At 65.4% G+C, this 15,751-nt stretch carries 17 protein-coding genes and 1 pseudogene; 6 read left to right on the top strand and 12 right to left on the bottom strand.

Annotated elements, in window-relative coordinates; genetic code table 11:
* Positions 1-11: 11 nt before the first annotated feature.
* On the bottom strand, positions 12-1,220 hold the full coding sequence (locus ACVIIV_RS00090) for an ABC transporter substrate-binding protein (protein ID WP_456742339.1): 1,209 nt from the start codon (positions 1,218-1,220) through the stop codon (positions 12-14).
* A gap of 106 nt (positions 1,221-1,326) precedes the next feature.
* Between ACVIIV_RS00090 and ACVIIV_RS00085 the strand changes: the two genes are divergently transcribed.
* A complete protein-coding gene (locus ACVIIV_RS00085) occupies positions 1,327-1,806 on the top strand; it encodes a MarR family winged helix-turn-helix transcriptional regulator (protein ID WP_456742338.1) in 480 nt (159 codons plus the stop codon).
* A 160-nt stretch (positions 1,807-1,966) separates the two neighbouring features.
* Positions 1,967-2,908 carry a LysM peptidoglycan-binding domain-containing protein gene (locus tag ACVIIV_RS00080; RefSeq protein ID WP_456742337.1) on the top strand — a complete coding sequence of 314 codons (942 nt, stop codon included), beginning with the start codon at positions 1,967-1,969 and terminating at the stop codon, positions 2,906-2,908.
* Between the two features lie 52 nt (positions 2,909-2,960).
* On the opposite strand, the gene ACVIIV_RS00075 is transcribed toward ACVIIV_RS00080, so the two are convergent.
* A complete protein-coding gene (locus tag ACVIIV_RS00075; RefSeq protein ID WP_456742336.1) occupies positions 2,961-4,034 on the bottom strand; it encodes a tartrate dehydrogenase in 1,074 nt (357 codons plus the stop codon).
* Positions 4,035-4,180: 146 nt separating this feature from the next.
* On the opposite strand from ACVIIV_RS00075, the gene ACVIIV_RS00070 reads away from it, so the two are divergent.
* Together ACVIIV_RS00070 and ACVIIV_RS00065 are read left to right on the top strand one after the other, a co-directional pair.
* Positions 4,181-5,095 carry a LysR substrate-binding domain-containing protein gene (locus tag ACVIIV_RS00070; RefSeq protein WP_456742335.1) on the top strand — a complete coding sequence of 305 codons (915 nt, stop codon included), beginning with the start codon at positions 4,181-4,183 and terminating at the stop codon, positions 5,093-5,095.
* Between the two features lie 35 nt (positions 5,096-5,130).
* Positions 5,131-5,955, top strand: coding sequence for an aspartate dehydrogenase (locus ACVIIV_RS00065; protein WP_456742334.1), 825 nt, complete (start codon positions 5,131-5,133; stop codon positions 5,953-5,955).
* 222 nt (positions 5,956-6,177) lie between these two features.
* Here the strand turns inward: ACVIIV_RS00065 and ACVIIV_RS00060 are convergent, their stop codons facing one another.
* From ACVIIV_RS00060 to ACVIIV_RS00020, 9 genes are all read right to left on the bottom strand, one after another.
* Complete coding sequence (locus tag ACVIIV_RS00060; protein WP_456742333.1) at positions 6,178-7,482, bottom strand: PQQ-dependent sugar dehydrogenase; 1,305 nt, start codon at positions 7,480-7,482, stop codon at positions 6,178-6,180.
* Between the two features lie 120 nt (positions 7,483-7,602).
* The gene (locus ACVIIV_RS00055) at positions 7,603-7,812 is read right to left on the bottom strand and encodes a hypothetical protein (RefSeq protein ID WP_456742332.1); all 210 of its coding nucleotides are present in this window, start codon (positions 7,810-7,812) and stop codon (positions 7,603-7,605) included.
* Positions 7,813-8,079: 267 nt separating this feature from the next.
* Positions 8,080-8,706 (bottom strand): methyltransferase family protein, encoded by a 627-nt coding sequence (locus ACVIIV_RS00050; RefSeq protein WP_091879119.1) that lies wholly within the window; start codon positions 8,704-8,706, stop codon positions 8,080-8,082.
* Positions 8,707-8,733: 27 nt separating this feature from the next.
* The gene (locus ACVIIV_RS00045; protein ID WP_456742331.1) at positions 8,734-9,765 is read right to left on the bottom strand and encodes an NAD-dependent epimerase/dehydratase family protein; all 1,032 of its coding nucleotides are present in this window, start codon (positions 9,763-9,765) and stop codon (positions 8,734-8,736) included.
* Positions 9,766-9,793: 28 nt separating this feature from the next.
* The gene (locus ACVIIV_RS00040; protein WP_456748639.1) at positions 9,794-10,312 is read right to left on the bottom strand and encodes an Mpo1 family 2-hydroxy fatty acid dioxygenase; all 519 of its coding nucleotides are present in this window, start codon (positions 10,310-10,312) and stop codon (positions 9,794-9,796) included.
* Positions 10,313-10,483: 171 nt separating this feature from the next.
* Complete coding sequence (locus ACVIIV_RS00035; protein ID WP_456742330.1) at positions 10,484-11,152, bottom strand: OmpA family protein; 669 nt, start codon at positions 11,150-11,152, stop codon at positions 10,484-10,486.
* Entirely contained in the window at positions 11,152-11,568 is a 417-nt protein-coding gene (locus ACVIIV_RS00030; protein ID WP_456742329.1) for a hypothetical protein, read from the bottom strand. The genes ACVIIV_RS00035 and ACVIIV_RS00030 overlap by 1 nt, the downstream gene beginning before the upstream one ends.
* Positions 11,569-11,656: 88 nt before the next feature.
* The gene (locus ACVIIV_RS00025) at positions 11,657-11,944 is read right to left on the bottom strand and encodes a type II toxin-antitoxin system HicB family antitoxin (RefSeq protein ID WP_456742328.1); all 288 of its coding nucleotides are present in this window, start codon (positions 11,942-11,944) and stop codon (positions 11,657-11,659) included.
* Between the two features lie 8 nt (positions 11,945-11,952).
* Positions 11,953-14,535, bottom strand: a complete 2,583-nt coding sequence (locus ACVIIV_RS00020; RefSeq protein WP_456742327.1) for an ATP-dependent helicase — start codon at positions 14,533-14,535, stop codon at positions 11,953-11,955.
* A gap of 230 nt (positions 14,536-14,765) precedes the next feature.
* Here ACVIIV_RS00020 and ACVIIV_RS00015 point away from each other — a divergent pair, with 230 nt between their 5' ends.
* Complete coding sequence (locus ACVIIV_RS00015; RefSeq protein ID WP_212339620.1) at positions 14,766-14,939, top strand: DUF1328 domain-containing protein; 174 nt, start codon at positions 14,766-14,768, stop codon at positions 14,937-14,939.
* 3 nt (positions 14,940-14,942) lie between these two features.
* On the opposite strand, the gene ACVIIV_RS00010 is transcribed toward ACVIIV_RS00015, so the two are convergent.
* Positions 14,943-15,449, bottom strand: a complete 507-nt coding sequence (locus tag ACVIIV_RS00010) for a thioesterase family protein (RefSeq protein WP_456742326.1) — start codon at positions 15,447-15,449, stop codon at positions 14,943-14,945.
* Positions 15,450-15,536: 87 nt separating this feature from the next.
* Here ACVIIV_RS00010 and ACVIIV_RS00005 point away from each other — a divergent pair.
* A pseudogene (locus ACVIIV_RS00005) lies at positions 15,537-15,751 on the top strand (FAD-binding oxidoreductase); the annotation flags it as partial.

Here is a 15,751-nt window from a genome sequence, read left to right as displayed (position 1 = left end):
TCAGCTCCGCCTTATTGCTTGCTAAGCGGGCACTGGCCTTCGCTCTCGGCGCGGAATGCGTCCTCGCCCTTGATGGTGGTGACGACCTTCAGCAGATCCCAAGCCGAGGTCGATTGCTCCGGTGCCTTGACCTGCAGCAGGTAGAGCGGATGGATCTTGCGGCCGTCCTTGCGGATATAGCCCTTGCCGAACAGCGGATCGTCAGTCGGCATCGCCTTCATCATCGCGACCACGGCTTTGCCGTCCTTGGCGCTACCAGCCTTGTCGATGGCCTTGAGGTAGTGGATGACCGAGGCATAGACGCCGGCCTGCATGTCATTCGGGTAGGCCTTCGACGGAATGCGCTCGGCGAAACGCTTGGCGAACGCACGCGTGCCGTCGTTCAGGTCCCAGTAGAACGGGTTCATGATCTGCGCGCCCTGCGCAAATTTGAGGCCCAGCGCGGGAAGGCCGTTCATGCCCAGGATCAATCCGACCAGCTTGTGATCCCTGGTCAGCCCGAACTCGGCGGCCTGCTTCATCGAGGTGATGGTGTCGTCCCCGGCATTGGCGAAGCCGATGACGTTCGCGCCTGACGCCTGGGCCTGGAGCAGGAACGAGGCGTAGTCGGCCGTTCCCAGCGGATGCCGCACGCTGCCGAGCACCTCGCCGCCCGACGCCTTCACGGCCTCCGCGGCCTGCTTCTCCAGATCGTGACCGAAGGCGTAGTCGGCTGTGATGAAGAACCACTTCTTGCCGCCCTGCTGCACGATCGCCTTGCCGAGACCGCGACCATAGGCATAGGTGTCGTAAGTCCAGTGCACGGTGTTCGGCGTGCACTTCTCGCCGGTCAGGAGCACCGTGCCGGCGCCCGATCCGACGAACACCTTGTTCTTCTCGGCGCTCATGCCGGCCACCGCGAGCGCGATCGACGAGTTCGGGATGTCGAAGATCGCATCGACGCTCTCGTTCTCGTACCAGCGCCGGGCGATGCCAATCCCGATATCGGTCTTGTTCTGGTGATCCGCCGCGACGACTTCCACCGGCTTGCCGGCAGCCTTTCCGCCATAGTCTTCGACCGCCATCTTGGCGGCGACGACCGAGCCGATGCCCTGATAGCTCGCGAACGGACCGGATTGGTCGTTGAGGATGCCGATCTTCACCACGTCCTGGGCGAATGCCGGCGCCGCGGTCAGCATTGCGGCAAGCATGCATAATTTATGCAGGAATTTGCTGTTCATTGTGTCCCTCCCATGCGCGGTCTTGGTGCCGCTGAATAATAGTTATATTTTATAGCTATTTTTGAGAGTGTCAATTCGGCCGAGTTGGGGCCGCGGATTGAGGATCATGAGCTCGAAAACCGTCAGACCTGGAGCAAAGTCCGCCGAGCAGCCGGAGAGTTCGCTGGACCTGCGCGCGCTCCAGCGCACGCCCGGCTTCATGCTGCGCCTCGCCCAGCTGAGGTTCTTCGAAGGCTTTTACGAGGAGTTCGCCGCCTTGGGCCTGACGCCGGCGACCTATGCGATCTTCGTCGTCATTCGCGACAATCCCGGCGTGCCGCCGAGCAGCCTCGCCAGCCTGCTTCGGTTGCGGCTGCCGAACTTGATCAAGATCCTGAACGAGCTCGAATCCTCCGGCTTCATCAAGCGCAACCGCTCCAAGGCGGACCGCCGTGCGGTCGAGCTCATGCTCACGCCAAAGGGTGCAAAGCTCATTGCCGAGGGGGCAAGGCTGACGGAGCCGTATAATCGGAAGATGCTGGCCCCGCTCGCCGAGGCCGAGCAGCGCACGCTGCTCGACCTATTGAATCGGATGCTGCCGCTTTAGTCTTTTTCGAGGCCGGCCTGAGGCCGATCGTCGCAAGACCCCGTCGATGCGCGCGGCGGCGCGTTGCGCCCCGGTTCCCGTGCCCCAAAATCCACCCAATCGGTGGTCACTAAGCCGATTGGGAGAGGCCCTTGCCTCCCGTGGCGGGACTGCTGGACTGATGATGAATTCGAGGCGACTAGTCGCGCTGGCAGCAGTCGTGCTGCTCGCCTTGAGCAGCGGCATGGCCGCTGCTTCACCGCCCAAGTCCAAGGCCACCGCGGTCGCCCCCGCCGCGCCGCCGCCCCCGCCGTTCGAGCCATTGCCGCCGCCGAAGGTCTACCTGTTTCGCGGCGCCATGGGCCCGATCTTCTCGACCGGCATGGATCGGCTCGGCGAGAAGCTGACGCAGGCCGGCTTCGTAGCCGACGTCTATGAATTCACCCTGTGCCGGCTGATCGGCAACCGCGCCATCGCCAGCTACAAGGAGAAGGCGGCGCCGATCGTGCTGATCGGCCACTCCATGGGTGGCCTGTGCTCGATCGTCATCTCCGAGATGGCGGCCAAGGAGAGCATCCCGATCAGCCTCGTCATCGCCATCGATCCCGCGCATGCGACCGGCGACGTGCCGCTCAATGTCGAGCGCTTCATCAACATCTTCCTGTCCGACAGCGTGCTCGGCGGCGGCGACGTCGTGGCGGTGCCCGGCTTTCGCGGCCATTACGCGAGCTACGACCTCAAGGAAAACGCGCGCGTCAGCCACATCAACATCGAGAAATCCGACGACATCCACCGCCAGATCGTCGAGATGGTGACGCAGCTGCCGCGCATTCCGCCGCAGACCCAGGCCGATGCCGTGCCGCTGCGCTATCTCGTGCCTGCGGATACGCTGGTCGAATTGTGGGATAGCGGCGTGCGCGTGCCGGTGCGCCGCGGCGATACCCTGGAGAGCATCGCCGCAGCCAACCGCGTGCCGCTGTGGACGCTCGCGCAGAGCAATTCATTGCCCGAGAACGCGCAGCTCACCCCGGGCCAGACCATCATCGTCCCGCGTCATCTGACACCGCCCGAGCCGGCCGCCGCGATGGTGACGCCGCCGGCAGCTCCGGCGAAACGGAGGTAGGGACGTTCTTCGCCTCTCCTCGCAAGCGGACCGCAAGCGGCGTAAGAGAGAGCTACACATTCGACCCGTTGATCGCGTCGATCACGGCATCCGTCACGTCCTTCGTCGTGGCCTTGCCGCCAACGTCCGGCGTCAGCACGCCGGCCGCGCAGACGCGCTCGACTGCTGCCATCAATCTTCCCGCCGCGTCCTTCTCGCCGAGATGCTCGAGCATCTGCGCGCCGGTCCAGAACGTCGCGACCGGGTTGGCGATGCCCTTGCCGGTGATGTCGAAGGCCGAGCCGTGGATCGGCTCGAACATCGAGGGGAAGCGGCGCTGCGGGTCGATGTTCCCGGTCGGCGCGACGCCGAGGCTTCCCGCAAGTGCGCCGGCGAGGTCCGAGAGGATGTCGGCGTGGAGATTGGTCGCTACGATCGTATCGAGGCTCTTCGGATGCAGCGTCATGCGCACGGTCATGGCGTCGACCAGCATCTTGTCCCAGCTGACGTCGGAGAACTCGTCGGCGACCTCGGCTGCGATCTCGTCCCACATCACCATGCCATGGCGCTGCGCATTCGATTTGGTCACCACGGTCAGCAGCTTGCGCGGACGCGACTGCGCGAGCTGGAACGCATAGCGCATGATCCGCGTGACGCCGACGCGGGTGAAGACGGCGACTTCAGTGCCGACCTCTTCCGGCAGGCCCTTGTGGGCACGGCCGCCCATGCCGGCATATTCGCCTTCCGAATTCTCGCGCACGATCACCCAATCGAGATCGCCGACGCCGACATTGCGCAGTGGCGAGGCGACACCCGGCAAGATCTTGGTCGGCCGCACATTGGCATATTGGTCAAAGCCCTGGCAGATCGGCAGACGCAGGCCCCACAGCGTGATGTGATCGGGCACATCGGGGGCGCCGACCGCGCCGAAATAGATCGCATCGAACTTTTTCAGTTCGCTGAGGCCGTCGGCCGGCATCATCACGCCGTGCTTCTTGTAATAGTCCGAACCCCAGTCGAACGTCTTGACGTTGAACGCGAGGTCGCCGCTGCGTTTGGCCAGAGCCTCCAGCACGCGGACGCCCGCCGAGATCACCTCGGGGCCGATGCCGTCGGCGGGGATTGCTGCGATCGAATGGGTGCGCATGGGGAAGGCTCCGTGTGAGAGATCGCGCCGGCCTGTCTGACCGTCTGCGTAGGCGGCGAATCTAGATGGGAGTGCAGGCCGGATTCAATTGGCGCTGGTTTATACAAAAAAATGATATAATCCTCGGGAGGGGGAGGGCCGGCGGAATGGAATTGCATCAGCTCCGATGCTTCGTGGCGGCGGCCGAGCAACTGCATTTCGGCCGCGCGGCGCAGCAGCTCCAGATGCTGCCCTCCGCGCTCGGCCGGCAGATCAGGCTGCTGGAGGAAGATCTGGGCACGCGGCTATTTGCGCGAACCACGCGCGTGGTGTCGCTCACCGAGGATGGCACGACGCTGCTGCGCGATGCCCGGGCCATCCTCGCCAAGGTCGAGGCGGTCGAGAACAATCTGCGCAACCGCTCGCGGGCGGGGGCCGCAAGGCGGCTGCGGGTCGGTGCCATCGACAGCGCGGCGGCGGGATTGCTGCCGCCGCTCCTGCGCGATTTTCGCGCCAGGCACCCGGAGATTGCGGTGCAGCTGCTCGAGGACAAGACCGTCCGGCTGCTGCCGAAGATCTTGACCGGCGCGCTCGATCTCGCCTTCGTCCGCCCGCCCGATCGCGCCGACAAGCGGCTGGAATTCCGCGACCTGCTCCAGGAGACCGCCATCGTGGCGTTCCCGCGGCGGCACGCGCTGGCCGGGCGCAAATCGGTCTCGCTGGCGGATATCGCCGAAGAGGCAATGCTGGTGCCGGACCGCCGCTCGCGGCCGCACAGCCACGACCTTACGGTGAAGCTGTTCGAGCAGGCCGACCTGACACCGCGTATCGTGCAGGTCGCCGACGAGAAGCAGACCATCATCAATCTGGTGGCAGCCAAGCTCGGGGTTGCGATCGTGCCGCGCTGGACCGCGCGGATGGCGGTCTCGGGCGTGCGCTTCGTGCCGCTCCGACCGAAGCAGACTGGCCCCGGCCGCCTGCCGCTCGCCGCCGCCTGGCTGCGCGGCTCGCGCGATCCGGCCCGCGATGCCATGCTGGCCGTGCTGGAGTCCCGGCTGCGCAGCTATGCGCGGGAGGCGTGAGCGGCTATGACATCGGCCAGGACAGAGGGAAGGTGATGACGGATCAGAAGGCTTCGAGCGAATTGCGGGTGGCCATTGCAGGGTTGGGCTCGATCGGCACCAAGATCGCGACCGCGCTCGACCAGGGCATCGAAGGTCTGACGCTGTCCGCCGTCGCCGTGCGCGATCCTGCAAAGCATCAGGCCTTTCTCGCCGGCCTGCGCCGCCCGCCGCAAATCCTGCCGATCGACCAGCTTGGCGAGGCCGCCGACATCGTGGTCGAGTGTGCGCCGAGCAGCCAACTGCGCGCGATCGTCGAGCCCGCGGTGAGGCGCGGCAAGTCCGCGGTCGTGGTCAGCGTCGGCGGGCTGCTCGACAATTTCGATCTCGTCGATCTCGCCTGCGCCAATGGCGGCCGCATCATCGTGCCGACAGGCGCGCTGATCGGGCTCGATGCCGTCAACGCTGCCGCCGTCGGCACTATTCATTCGGTGAAGATGGTGACGCGCAAGCCGATCGACGGGCTGAAGGGCGCACCGTTCATCGTCCAGAACAACATCGACATCGACAATCTGCGCGAGCCGCTGAAACTGTTCGAGGGCAGCGCGCGCGAGGCGGTGAAGGGCTTTCCGGCGAACGTCAATGTCGCTGTTGCGCTGTCGCTGGCGGGCATCGGACCCGATAGCACCCAGATCCAGGTTTGGGCCGACCCCACCGTGACGCGCAATGTTCATCGCATCGAGGTCGAGGCGGATTCGGCGCGGTTCTCGATGGGCATCGAGAACATCCCGTCCGAAAATCCCAAGACGGGCCTGATCACCGCGCTGTCCGTGATCGCGCTGCTCCGCAAGCAGCGCGCCACGCTGTGTGTGGGGACGTGACGGGTCGAGGCTTAATTAGCCTAGACGTACCGCGCTCTATCACCGTCATCCTGAGGTGCTTGCATTGCGGCGCGGATGCGCCGCCGCAGAGCAAGCCTCGAAGGACGACGGCCCGGCTGCATCCCGGCCGTTCATCCTTCGAGGCTCCCCTTGCGACGCGTTCGCATCGCAAGCCTCGCACCTCAGGATGACGGAACGCATAGTGATCGCTACGGCACCTACTTACGCCCCCGTCACGCGCCAGATCACGTTGCCGACGTCGTCGGCCATCAGCAGCGACTTCTTGTCGGGGCCGACCACGACGCCGACCGGGCGGCCGTAGGATTCCTTCTCGTCGGGGGACAGGAAGCCCGACAGGATGTCGCGACCGGGGCCGGACGGCTTGCCGTTCTCGAACGGAATGAACACCAGCCTGTAGCCGGACAGCTTGCTGCGATTCCACGAGCCGTGCTGGCCGATCACCATGCCGTCGCCGAAGCCGGGCAGGGTGCCTGCGGGCATCCAGCACAGGCCGAGCGAGGCGGTGTGGCCGCCGAGCGCGTAGTCCGGTGGAAGCGCCTTGGCGACCATCGCCGGATCCTGCGGCACGCGGTCGTCGACGGTCTTGCCCCAGTAGCAATAGGGCCAGCCGTAGAAGCCGCCGTCGCGCACCGAGGTGAGATAGTCGGGCGGCGTCTCGTCGCCGAGGCCGTCGCGTTCGTTGACGACGGTCCAGAGCACGCCCGTGTTCGGCTCCCAGGCAAGTCCAACCGGATTGCGCAGGCCGGCGCCGAAGATGCGATGCGTGCCGGCGATGAGGTTGAGCTCGTAAATCGCGGCACGGCCTTCCTCGACCCCCATGCCCATTTCGGCGATGTTGCTGAGCGAGCCGACGCCGGCATAGAGCTTCCTGCCGTCGGGGCTAGCGAGCAGGCTGCGCGTCCAGTGTCCGCCCGGCTTGAAAGTCGTGAGCCGTTTGCCCGGTGCATTGATGCGATCGGCGCCCGCGACATAAGGAAACGCCATCACGCCGTCAGTGTTGCCGACGTAAAAGGTGTCGCCGACCAGCGCCATGCCGAAGGGCTGGCTGAGGTTTTCCATGAACGCGCCGCGATGTTCGGCGACGCCGTCGCCGTCCTTGTCGCGCAGCAGCGTGATGCGGTTGGCGGACACGCCGAGCGCCGCGGCACGCCGCATCGTCGCCTGCATCGCATAGTGGAACACGGTGCGCGGGGGACCTGCGATCTGCGTCGCTTCCGCGATCAGCACGTCGCCGTTGGGCAGCACCTCGATCCAGCGCGGATGGTCGAGGCCGGTCGCGAACGCGTTGACCTTGAGCCCGGGCGCAGCCGTCGGCTTCTGACCCTCGCGCCAGCCGCGCGCGGTCGGCATCTTCAAGGTCGGGATCGCGCCTTGCGGCTTGGCTTCGGGAATAGCCGGCTTCTCGCCCCATGCGGGCGCGGGCTCGGTGCCCGACAGTTTTCGCCATTGCAGCGCGATGCCGCCGATGAACGCGACGAACTGCGCGAAGATGCTGGAAAACGTCATGAGAAGCCCCTGTGTGCGCGCGCATCCAACTGGCTGACGGGGCAGACGTCAACCTGTGCGGCGTGCTGCCGGGGCCTATTCCCGCGGAATGGCAGCCGATCAAATTTGCATGGAGGGAGTTCAGCGGCCGATCTGCCGCTCCAGCCGCCGCGCCGCGCGAAAATCATCCAGGTGATGGATGTTCGGGGCCAGCGCGGCCTCCCTGGACAGCAGATGATAGACCCGCGCCACCGTGCGCTGCTTCTGCTTGGTCGGGCCGCGCGGCAACGCCCGCGCCTTGCGGACGGCGGCAATCGCGTGCGCGCGAAAATAATCGTAGGCGTCCGACATGGATCGATGCTCTGCGGTCGGCGCAGGTGTCGAGGGCAACGGGCGAGCGGAGGGGCGGTTCCTTGCGATATCCGCGCGTTCTCTCTCCCCGTCATCCTGAGGTGCCGGAGCGCAGCGGAGGCCTCGAAGGATGAACGGCCCAGCTGCATCGGGGCCGTGCATCCTTCGAGGCTCAGCTTGCGATGCATTCGCATCGCAAACCTCGCACCTCAGGATGACGGGATCAGCAGTAGCGTTGCGCGGAGAAAGCAGTAGGTGGAAGCCGCCTCACCGCGGCGACAGGAACGGAATGATCATCGGAACGCGGCGGCAATAGGCGCCGTAGGCGTCCTCGCCGAGCTCCTTCGACAAAAACACCTCTTCCATCCGGCCCTTCTGCCACATGCCGAGCGAGATCAGGATGGCGCCGAGGATCGCGGTCACCGTGCCGACCGCGATGCCGGTCGCGAGCATGCCCGCGATCAGGCCGGTGTAGATCGGATGACGGACGATGCCGTACGGGCCGGTGTCGATGACGCGATGGTCTTCCTTGTGGGTGATGGTGTTGGACCAGAATTTACCGAGATGCAGCCGTCCCCACCAGGTGAAGGAGATGCCGGCGAGCACGATCAGCGCCGTAATGTAGACGCCCGTATTGCTGAACACCCAGAGCGGCTTCTCGTTCAGCACTTCCGCGGTCCACGGCGTGAACAGGATGCCGCCGACCAGGATCGGAATGCGATAGCGGCCGGACTCCAGCGTCATCACCTGCTTCTGCGTGCGCCCTTGCCAGAACGAGGCGCCGACCCAGCTGGCGAGCCAAGCGAGCCAGATCAGGGCGAGCAGTTGCGTCGGCCAGGTCGTGGTCCAACCACCCCAGGCGACAGAGAGAAGTTTGCTGAAATCGAAGGACATGAAGGTTCTTTGCGTTAGGCGGCGGCTTCAGCCCGCGCGCGAGGAGAGCGCGTGATGCTTGATGGCGCCGGAGGGCTGCTGGCCGTTGCGGGCGAGCAGATGGGTGATGGTTTCGCGCAAGACCGGCTCGATCGGACGCGGCGCATAGCCGAGCTCGGTGCGCGCCTTGCCGATCGAGAGGTCGCTCGCGGCGAGCGCGATGCGCACGCCCTCGGCGGTGCCGTTGGGCGGCCGGCGGGTGACGTGATCGGCGATGTATTCGAGCATGATGGCGGAGAGTTCGGCGATCTTTCCGGGCACGACGACCGGAAACTGCCGGCGGCCGCTCATCGCCGACATCATGCGCAGGATGCGCCCGAGCGGGACGCAGTCGCCGCCGAGGATGTAGCGCTGGCCGAGGCGGCCGCGTTCCATGGTCAGCAGGAGGCCCATGGCGACGTCGCGGACATCGACCAGATTGACCAGGAAGTTGAGATGCGGCTGCACCTTCTTCTGCAGGAAGTACCAGAGCATCGCGGTCGGCGGCGTCAGATTGTGGTCGGCAGCGCCGATCGGCATGGTCGGCGTGCCGATCACGAGAGGGAAGCCCGCGGCCGCCGCCTTGGCGGCATGATGCTCGGCGAGCGATTTCGACCGCGTATAGGCACCGGGCATCGCGTCGGCCGGCTGCAGCGCCTCTTCGGCGGGAACGCCGTTGAGGTCGGAATAGGGGAACAGGATCGATTCGGTCGAGCAGTGCAGGAAGCGCGAGACGCCGCGCTTCATTGCCGCCGCGAGCACGATTTCGGTGCCGCGGCAATTGACCTCGTGGAAGTCCTGCTTGTTGGCGACCCACATGCCGGGCAGGCCGGCGAGATGATAGACCTGATCGGCCCCGGCGATCGCAGCATCGACCGCGGCGCCGTCCAGCACCGAACCCTGGACGTGTTCTACATCCGCGTTCGCCGCGGCCGGCGCACGGACATCGAGAACACGAACCTGCTGCCCACGGGCGCAGAGCGCTTCTACGAGGTGATGTCCGATGAAGCCACTGCCACCGGTAACCAGGACGAGAGCCATGCAGAAGGTTGCTGTTTCGCTTTTGGAGTTATCGGGTTGAAAGGGAATTGGCCGGAAGAGGCGCCAGAATCGCGGCAAGGTCGCGACGGAAGCCCAGTGCGATGAATAATTTTGCCATCACGAACATCGGTCCAAGCAAAAGATGCGAGGGAAAAGTGAACAACGAGGCTTCGCGGCCCTCAAAAACCTTGTGGCCGATGGCCTGCGCGGCCAGGCCGAGCACCACCAGCGTGGCGAAAATCGCCCACATCGTCGCGGTGCTGACTTGCGCCGCAATGGTCGTCGCAACCGAAAACAGCACGACGGAGACGGCCAGAATGCCGAGCCCGAGCGCCGCGTCGAGCAGCAGCCAATAGATCAATACCGGCAAGGCCAGGATCACCGCCAGGCTGACGTTGAAACCGAGCAGCGGAAGCTTGACCAGCGTCAGCGGCAGCACGGCGCCGGTGAACAGCAGCAGGATGCCGACCACATGCATCGCCGTGTTCCGGGGATCGCGATGGTACTCGACGTAGACGGCAAGTTGGCGCTGAAAAAAGCCACCCATTTCGGTCTCATGCAGCACGGGGTCGGGAAGGGCGAACAGAGGCTATAGCACTGGACCGGGCGGTGCACAAACCGGCGCTTTTGTCGCGTGAGACCGTGTTGGCGCGCCCGGGACAGGCTGCAAAATGGTCAGCACTTCAAGGGGTTCCGTCAGTCGCGAAGCCGCGTTCGCTCAGCGCTTCTTGGCGGGTTTTTTCGCCGCAGGCGCAGGGGCCGCGGCCGGATGCGGCGCCTCCTCCGGCAGCTTGGCATAGGTCAGGATCTGCAACTGGCCGTTGACGGCCGAGGTCGGCTTGGCCCGGTCGAGAAACTGCTCCTCGCCGAGGCCGATCGGATGCAGCCGCTTGGTCGAGATCTTGAACGTGTTCACCAGCACGTCGCGGATCGCATCCGCCCGGCGCTGACTCAGGATCGCATTGGCCTCGCGCGTCTTCGAATTTGATTCGACATGGCCGACGATCAGGAAGGTGTAGGGCAGCAGCGAGGAGTGAACCAGCGCGTCCGCAATCCGGCCGACGGTCTGATAGGAGGCCGGCTGGATGATCGGCGTGTCGGCGTCGAACTGGATCTGTGCGTTGAAGGCCGGCAGCTTGGCAAGCTCAGGCGCGATCAGCGGCCGGTTCACGGGGCCCGGATCGTTCTTGATCCTGGTCTTGGCGCGCTCCATCACCTGCTGCTTCAGCGCGGGCAGGTCGATCTCGGCGGCTTGCTCGAACTGGTTCAGCTTGCCGACGATGTCGTCGCGGGTCGGTGCCGCCGTCTGCGCGCGTGCGACGCTCGCGAGCAGCACGAAGCCCAGCGCGATGCCTAGTCGTGCGGTGGCGAGCCCCTTCGCGCGCATCAGCGATACCCCGCGTCGTCGACGGCCTTGAGGCAGTTGTTGCTGATGCCCTTGGGCGTCGAGACCAGGCAGGGGACCGACTTGCTGGTCTCCTTGGTCGAGCCGCCGCAGACCTTGACGATCTCGCGCTGGCAGGCGTTCGCCACCGTGACACGCGCGGCGACGCGCTTCTGGATAGCATCGAACACGCCGAGATAGTCGCTCGCGCATTGCGGGGAGAGCACGTCGCGGTTGCGCGACAGGCACTCCTTCAGGCGGCTCGAATCCGGATTGACGCCACGGCAATTGGCGACGATTTCCGCCCCGCAGCTCGCCGCCAGCTTTCCGATCGAATCGCCAAAGCTCATGGTCTCAGCCACCGCAAGCGACGGCATCCCCAATGCAAGCACGATCAATGTGATGGAGCCCCGGACCATGGCTTTATCTGATACGGGGAAGTTCGCGGTGGTCAAGGGGCGTTCGGGCGAGAACTGTCGAGAGTCCGGCGAGTGCGGCGAACAGTCCTCACTCGGCCTCAGTGAGGGGCGGCCAGTCGATCAGGGCGACGGTATGGTTCCTGAGGTCGTCGGCCACATCAGGGTCGGACTTGAGCTGGTCCAATGTCCGTGGCGGGGGAAGCTGGCGACCGTCCGCGATCAGCTCCTGCGCATAGAGCGCGAGCGCCTCGGGCGCATTCTCCAGGGCTTCGTCGAAATCGTCGCCGCCGGAGATGCAACCCGGCAGGTCGGGAAACCACAACCCGACGGCCTCGTCCGGGCCGGCGTCCTCGATGATGGCGATGTAGTGAGGCATGTCGCGCCTCACGCCCGCTGCACGAAACTGTCCACGACCTTCTTCTCGCCGGCCTTGTCGAAGGCGATGGTGAGCTTGTTGCCGTCGATCTTGGTGACGCGGCCGTAGCCGAACTTCTGGTGGAAGACGCGGTCGGACAGCGAGAATTCCGAGGTCGTGCCGGTGGACTTGGCGACCAGCTCACCCTCGATGGTCAGGGGACCGCGGCGGCGCGAGGAGAAGCTGCCGAAATCGGGGCCTGATGATGAGGAGGATGAGAACGTCGCGGTTTCTTCCTCGAAACCGCCGCTTCTGCCGCCACCACGATTTCGGTTGGCCTGCGCGCGCTGCCAGCCCGGCGTCGAATAGCTGGAGCCGAACGCCTCCATGTCGTCGAAGCGCGAGGCGCCGTAGCCGCCGGTGCCGCCCCAGGCCGAGCCGCCCTTGGATTCCGTGATCTCGACATTGGCTGCCGGCAATTCATCGAGGAAGCGCGACGGGATCGTGGTCGACCAGGTGCCATGGATGCGCCGGTTGGTCGCGAAATAGATTTTGGCGCGGCGGCGCGCGCGGGTCAGGCCGACATGGCCGAGCCGGCGCTCTTCCTCAAGACCGGCGCGGCCCTGCTCGTCCAGCGTGCGCTGGCTTGGGAACAGACCTTCCTCCCAGCCCGGCAGGAACACGTTGTCGAATTCGAGGCCCTTGGCCGAATGCAGCGTCATCAGCGACACGGCGTCGTCCTCGGCGCCGCCCTCGCGGTCCATCACGAGGGAGATGTGCTCCAGGAATCCTTGCAGGTTCTCGAACTCCTCCATCGAGCGCACGAGTTCTTTCAGGTTCTCCAGCCGGCCGGCGGCGTCGGCCGAACGGTCCTTCTGCCACATCTCGGTATAGCCGCTCTCGTCGAGCACGATCTGGGCGAGGTCGGTATGAGCGGTGACCTCGCGCTGGGCGCGCCAGCGGTCGAACTGCGTGATGAGATCGCGAAGCGAGCCGCGCGCCTTCGGCTTCAGCTCGTCGGTCTCGACCACCGCGCGCGCCGCCTCGAACAAGGGGATGCGGCGCTTGCGGGCGTGGTCGTGCAGCATCTGCACGGTGGCATCGCCAAGCCCGCGCTTGGGCGTATTGACGATGCGCTCGAAGGCGAGATCGTCGGCCGGCGAATTGATGACGCGCAAGTACGCCAGGGCGTCGCGGATTTCGGCGCGCTCATAGAAGCGCGGACCGCCGATGACGCGATAGGGCAGGCCGAGCGTGACGAAACGGTCTTCGAATTCGCGCATCTGGTAGGAGGCGCGCACGAGAATGGCGATCTCGTTGAGCTTCTCGCCCTGGCGCTGCAGCTGCTCGATCTCCTCGCCGATGCCGCGCGCTTCCTCTTCCGAATCCCAGGAGCCCGTGACCGTGACCTTCTCGCCGTCCTGGTCCTCGGTGCGCAGTGTCTTGCCGAGCCGGCCTTCATTGTGCGCGATCAGATGCGAGGCGGCGGCGAGGATGTGGCCGGTCGAACGGTAATTACGCTCCAGGCGAATGACCTTGGCGCCGGGGAAATCGTGCTCGAAGCGCAGGATGTTGTCGACCTCGGCGCCGCGCCAGCCATAGATCGACTGGTCGTCGTCGCCGACACAGCAGATGTTTTTGGTGGGCGCCGCAGAAGCAGCCGCGATCGCCGCGCGCTCCGTCATTCCGGGGCGATGCGCAGCATCGAACTCCGGTGCGCGATTGCGCACCTGAGAATCTCGAGATTCCGGGTTCGCGTCTTCGACGCGCCCCGGAATGACGGCTTTGGTTGACGCCGGCGCCTGCGACAGCAGCCGCAGCCATAGATATTGCGCGACGTTCGTATCCTGATACTCGTCCACCAGGATGAACTTGAAGCGCTGCTGGTACTGCCTGAGGATATCAGGGTGCTCGCGGAAGACACGGATGTTCTCGAGCAGCAGATCGCCGAAATCGGCGGCGTTCAAAATCTTCAGCCGCTCCTGGTAGCTCGCATAGAGCTTGCCGCCTTTGCCGTTGGCGAAGACAGCGGCCTCGCCCGAGGGCACCTGCGACGGCGTCAGGCCGCGGTTCTTCCAGCCGTCGATCAGGCCGGCCAGCATGCGTGCCGGCCAGCGCTTCTCGTCGATGTTCTCGGCCTGCAGCAGCTGCTTGAGCAGCCGGACCTGGTCGTCGACATCGAGCACCGTGAAGTTCGACTTGAGCTGCGCCAGCTCGGCATGGATGCGCAGGATGCGGCCGCCGATGGAGTGGAAGGTGCCGAGCCACGGCATGCCTTCGACGGCGTGGCCGAGCATCTGGCCGAGCCGGTGCTTCATCTCGCGCGCGGCCTTGTTGGTGAAGGTCACCGACAGGATCTCGGCGGGGCGGGCGCGGCCCTGGCTCAGGATGTGGGCGATGCGCGTGGTCAAGACGCGCGTCTTGCCGGTGCCGGCGCCGGCGAGCACGAGGACCGGGCCGTCCAGAGTCTCCACCGCCTCGCGCTGCTCCGGATTGAGCCCGGAGAGGTATTTCGGGCCCACCGAGGCGCGCGCACGCGCGGCAATGCCGCCGGCTGCGGGCTGGTGGTCGGGTACGGCTGTGATCTTGCTCGGCTCTGTCATGCGAATCATTGGCCCCACGATGGCACCGCGGGGTGACGGAAGGGAGCCTTCTTAACAGGGATTGGTGCCTATATGGGGCGCCGGCGGCGGTTTTCCACGTGCACGACAGCCCGATTTGTTCCAGTGGCAGGCGCGAATTTCGCCGTTGTACGTGCCGGAACCATCGTTTCCACGTCGAGATTGTCTGGGCAGGTGGCGCGGCCAGCCGTGCCGAGACACATCAAGACGAGGGTTTGACCATGCTAGGCTGGGTTGTGACGTTTCTGGTTATCGCACTGATCGCCGGCATCCTGGGCTTCGGCGGCATCGCCGGCGCCTCGATCGAGATCGCCAAGATCATCTTCTTCATCGCGGTCGTCCTGTTCCTGGTCTCGGCCGTGATCGGCTTGGCACGCGGCCGCACCAGGATATAACGCCTACCGCTTCGAGGGCATCGCCACATTCCGGCCGATGCCCTCGGGCCGTGGCACGGCGCTGTGGGCCTTGGTGACCGCCGCGATACGCTCACGGATGTCGGGCGGAAACGGCGCAACGCGCCGCGCATTCATGTCCATGTGCAGCGACATGTTCTCGGACGTCGCCGACAGCCAGCCCTCGGTGCCGTGCCGCATTTCCTCGAACGTGTGCAGCCGCTTGTCGTCGGCTTCGAGCAGCCACACCAGGATCTGCACGGGATCGCCGAGATGGATCTCGCGCAGATACCGCACATGGCATTCGGCGGTGAAGCTCGAGCCGCCTCGCTCCTTCATGTAGCCAGGCCCCATCCCGAGCTCGAGCCAGAGCTGGTCGATCGCGCGGTCGAACATCACGTTGTAGTAGGCCATGTTGAGATGGCCGTTGTAGTCGATCCATTGCGGCTCGACCTGCATGATCGAGGAGCGGAACGGCTCTGCGTTAAGCGCTGTGGCGGCGGTCTCCGGCATGTGTCCTTCCCAGCTATGCGTCCGGTCCCTTGACTTGACCGGTTATATGTCCTTTGCCACGGTCTCTTCTCGTCGGGAGGAATTTCCGTGGGTACGACCATCACCAATAATCCGCCGCGGCCGGAGCCGAAAGCCCTCGCAAGCGCGCTGGAACAGCTTGCCGCACGCTTCGGTAACCGCCTGATCACCTCGCAGGCCGTGCGCGAGCAGCACGGCCATACCACCACGTGGATCGTCAACCAGCCGCCTGATGGCGTGGTGATGGCGCAGGAGACCGCCGACATCCAGGACGTGGTGCGGAT

Source organism: Bradyrhizobium sp. USDA 4354 (genome assembly GCF_054060315.1).
Note: the sequence above shows the minus strand (reverse complement) of the source record. Positions and strands in the feature narration are given on the sequence as shown.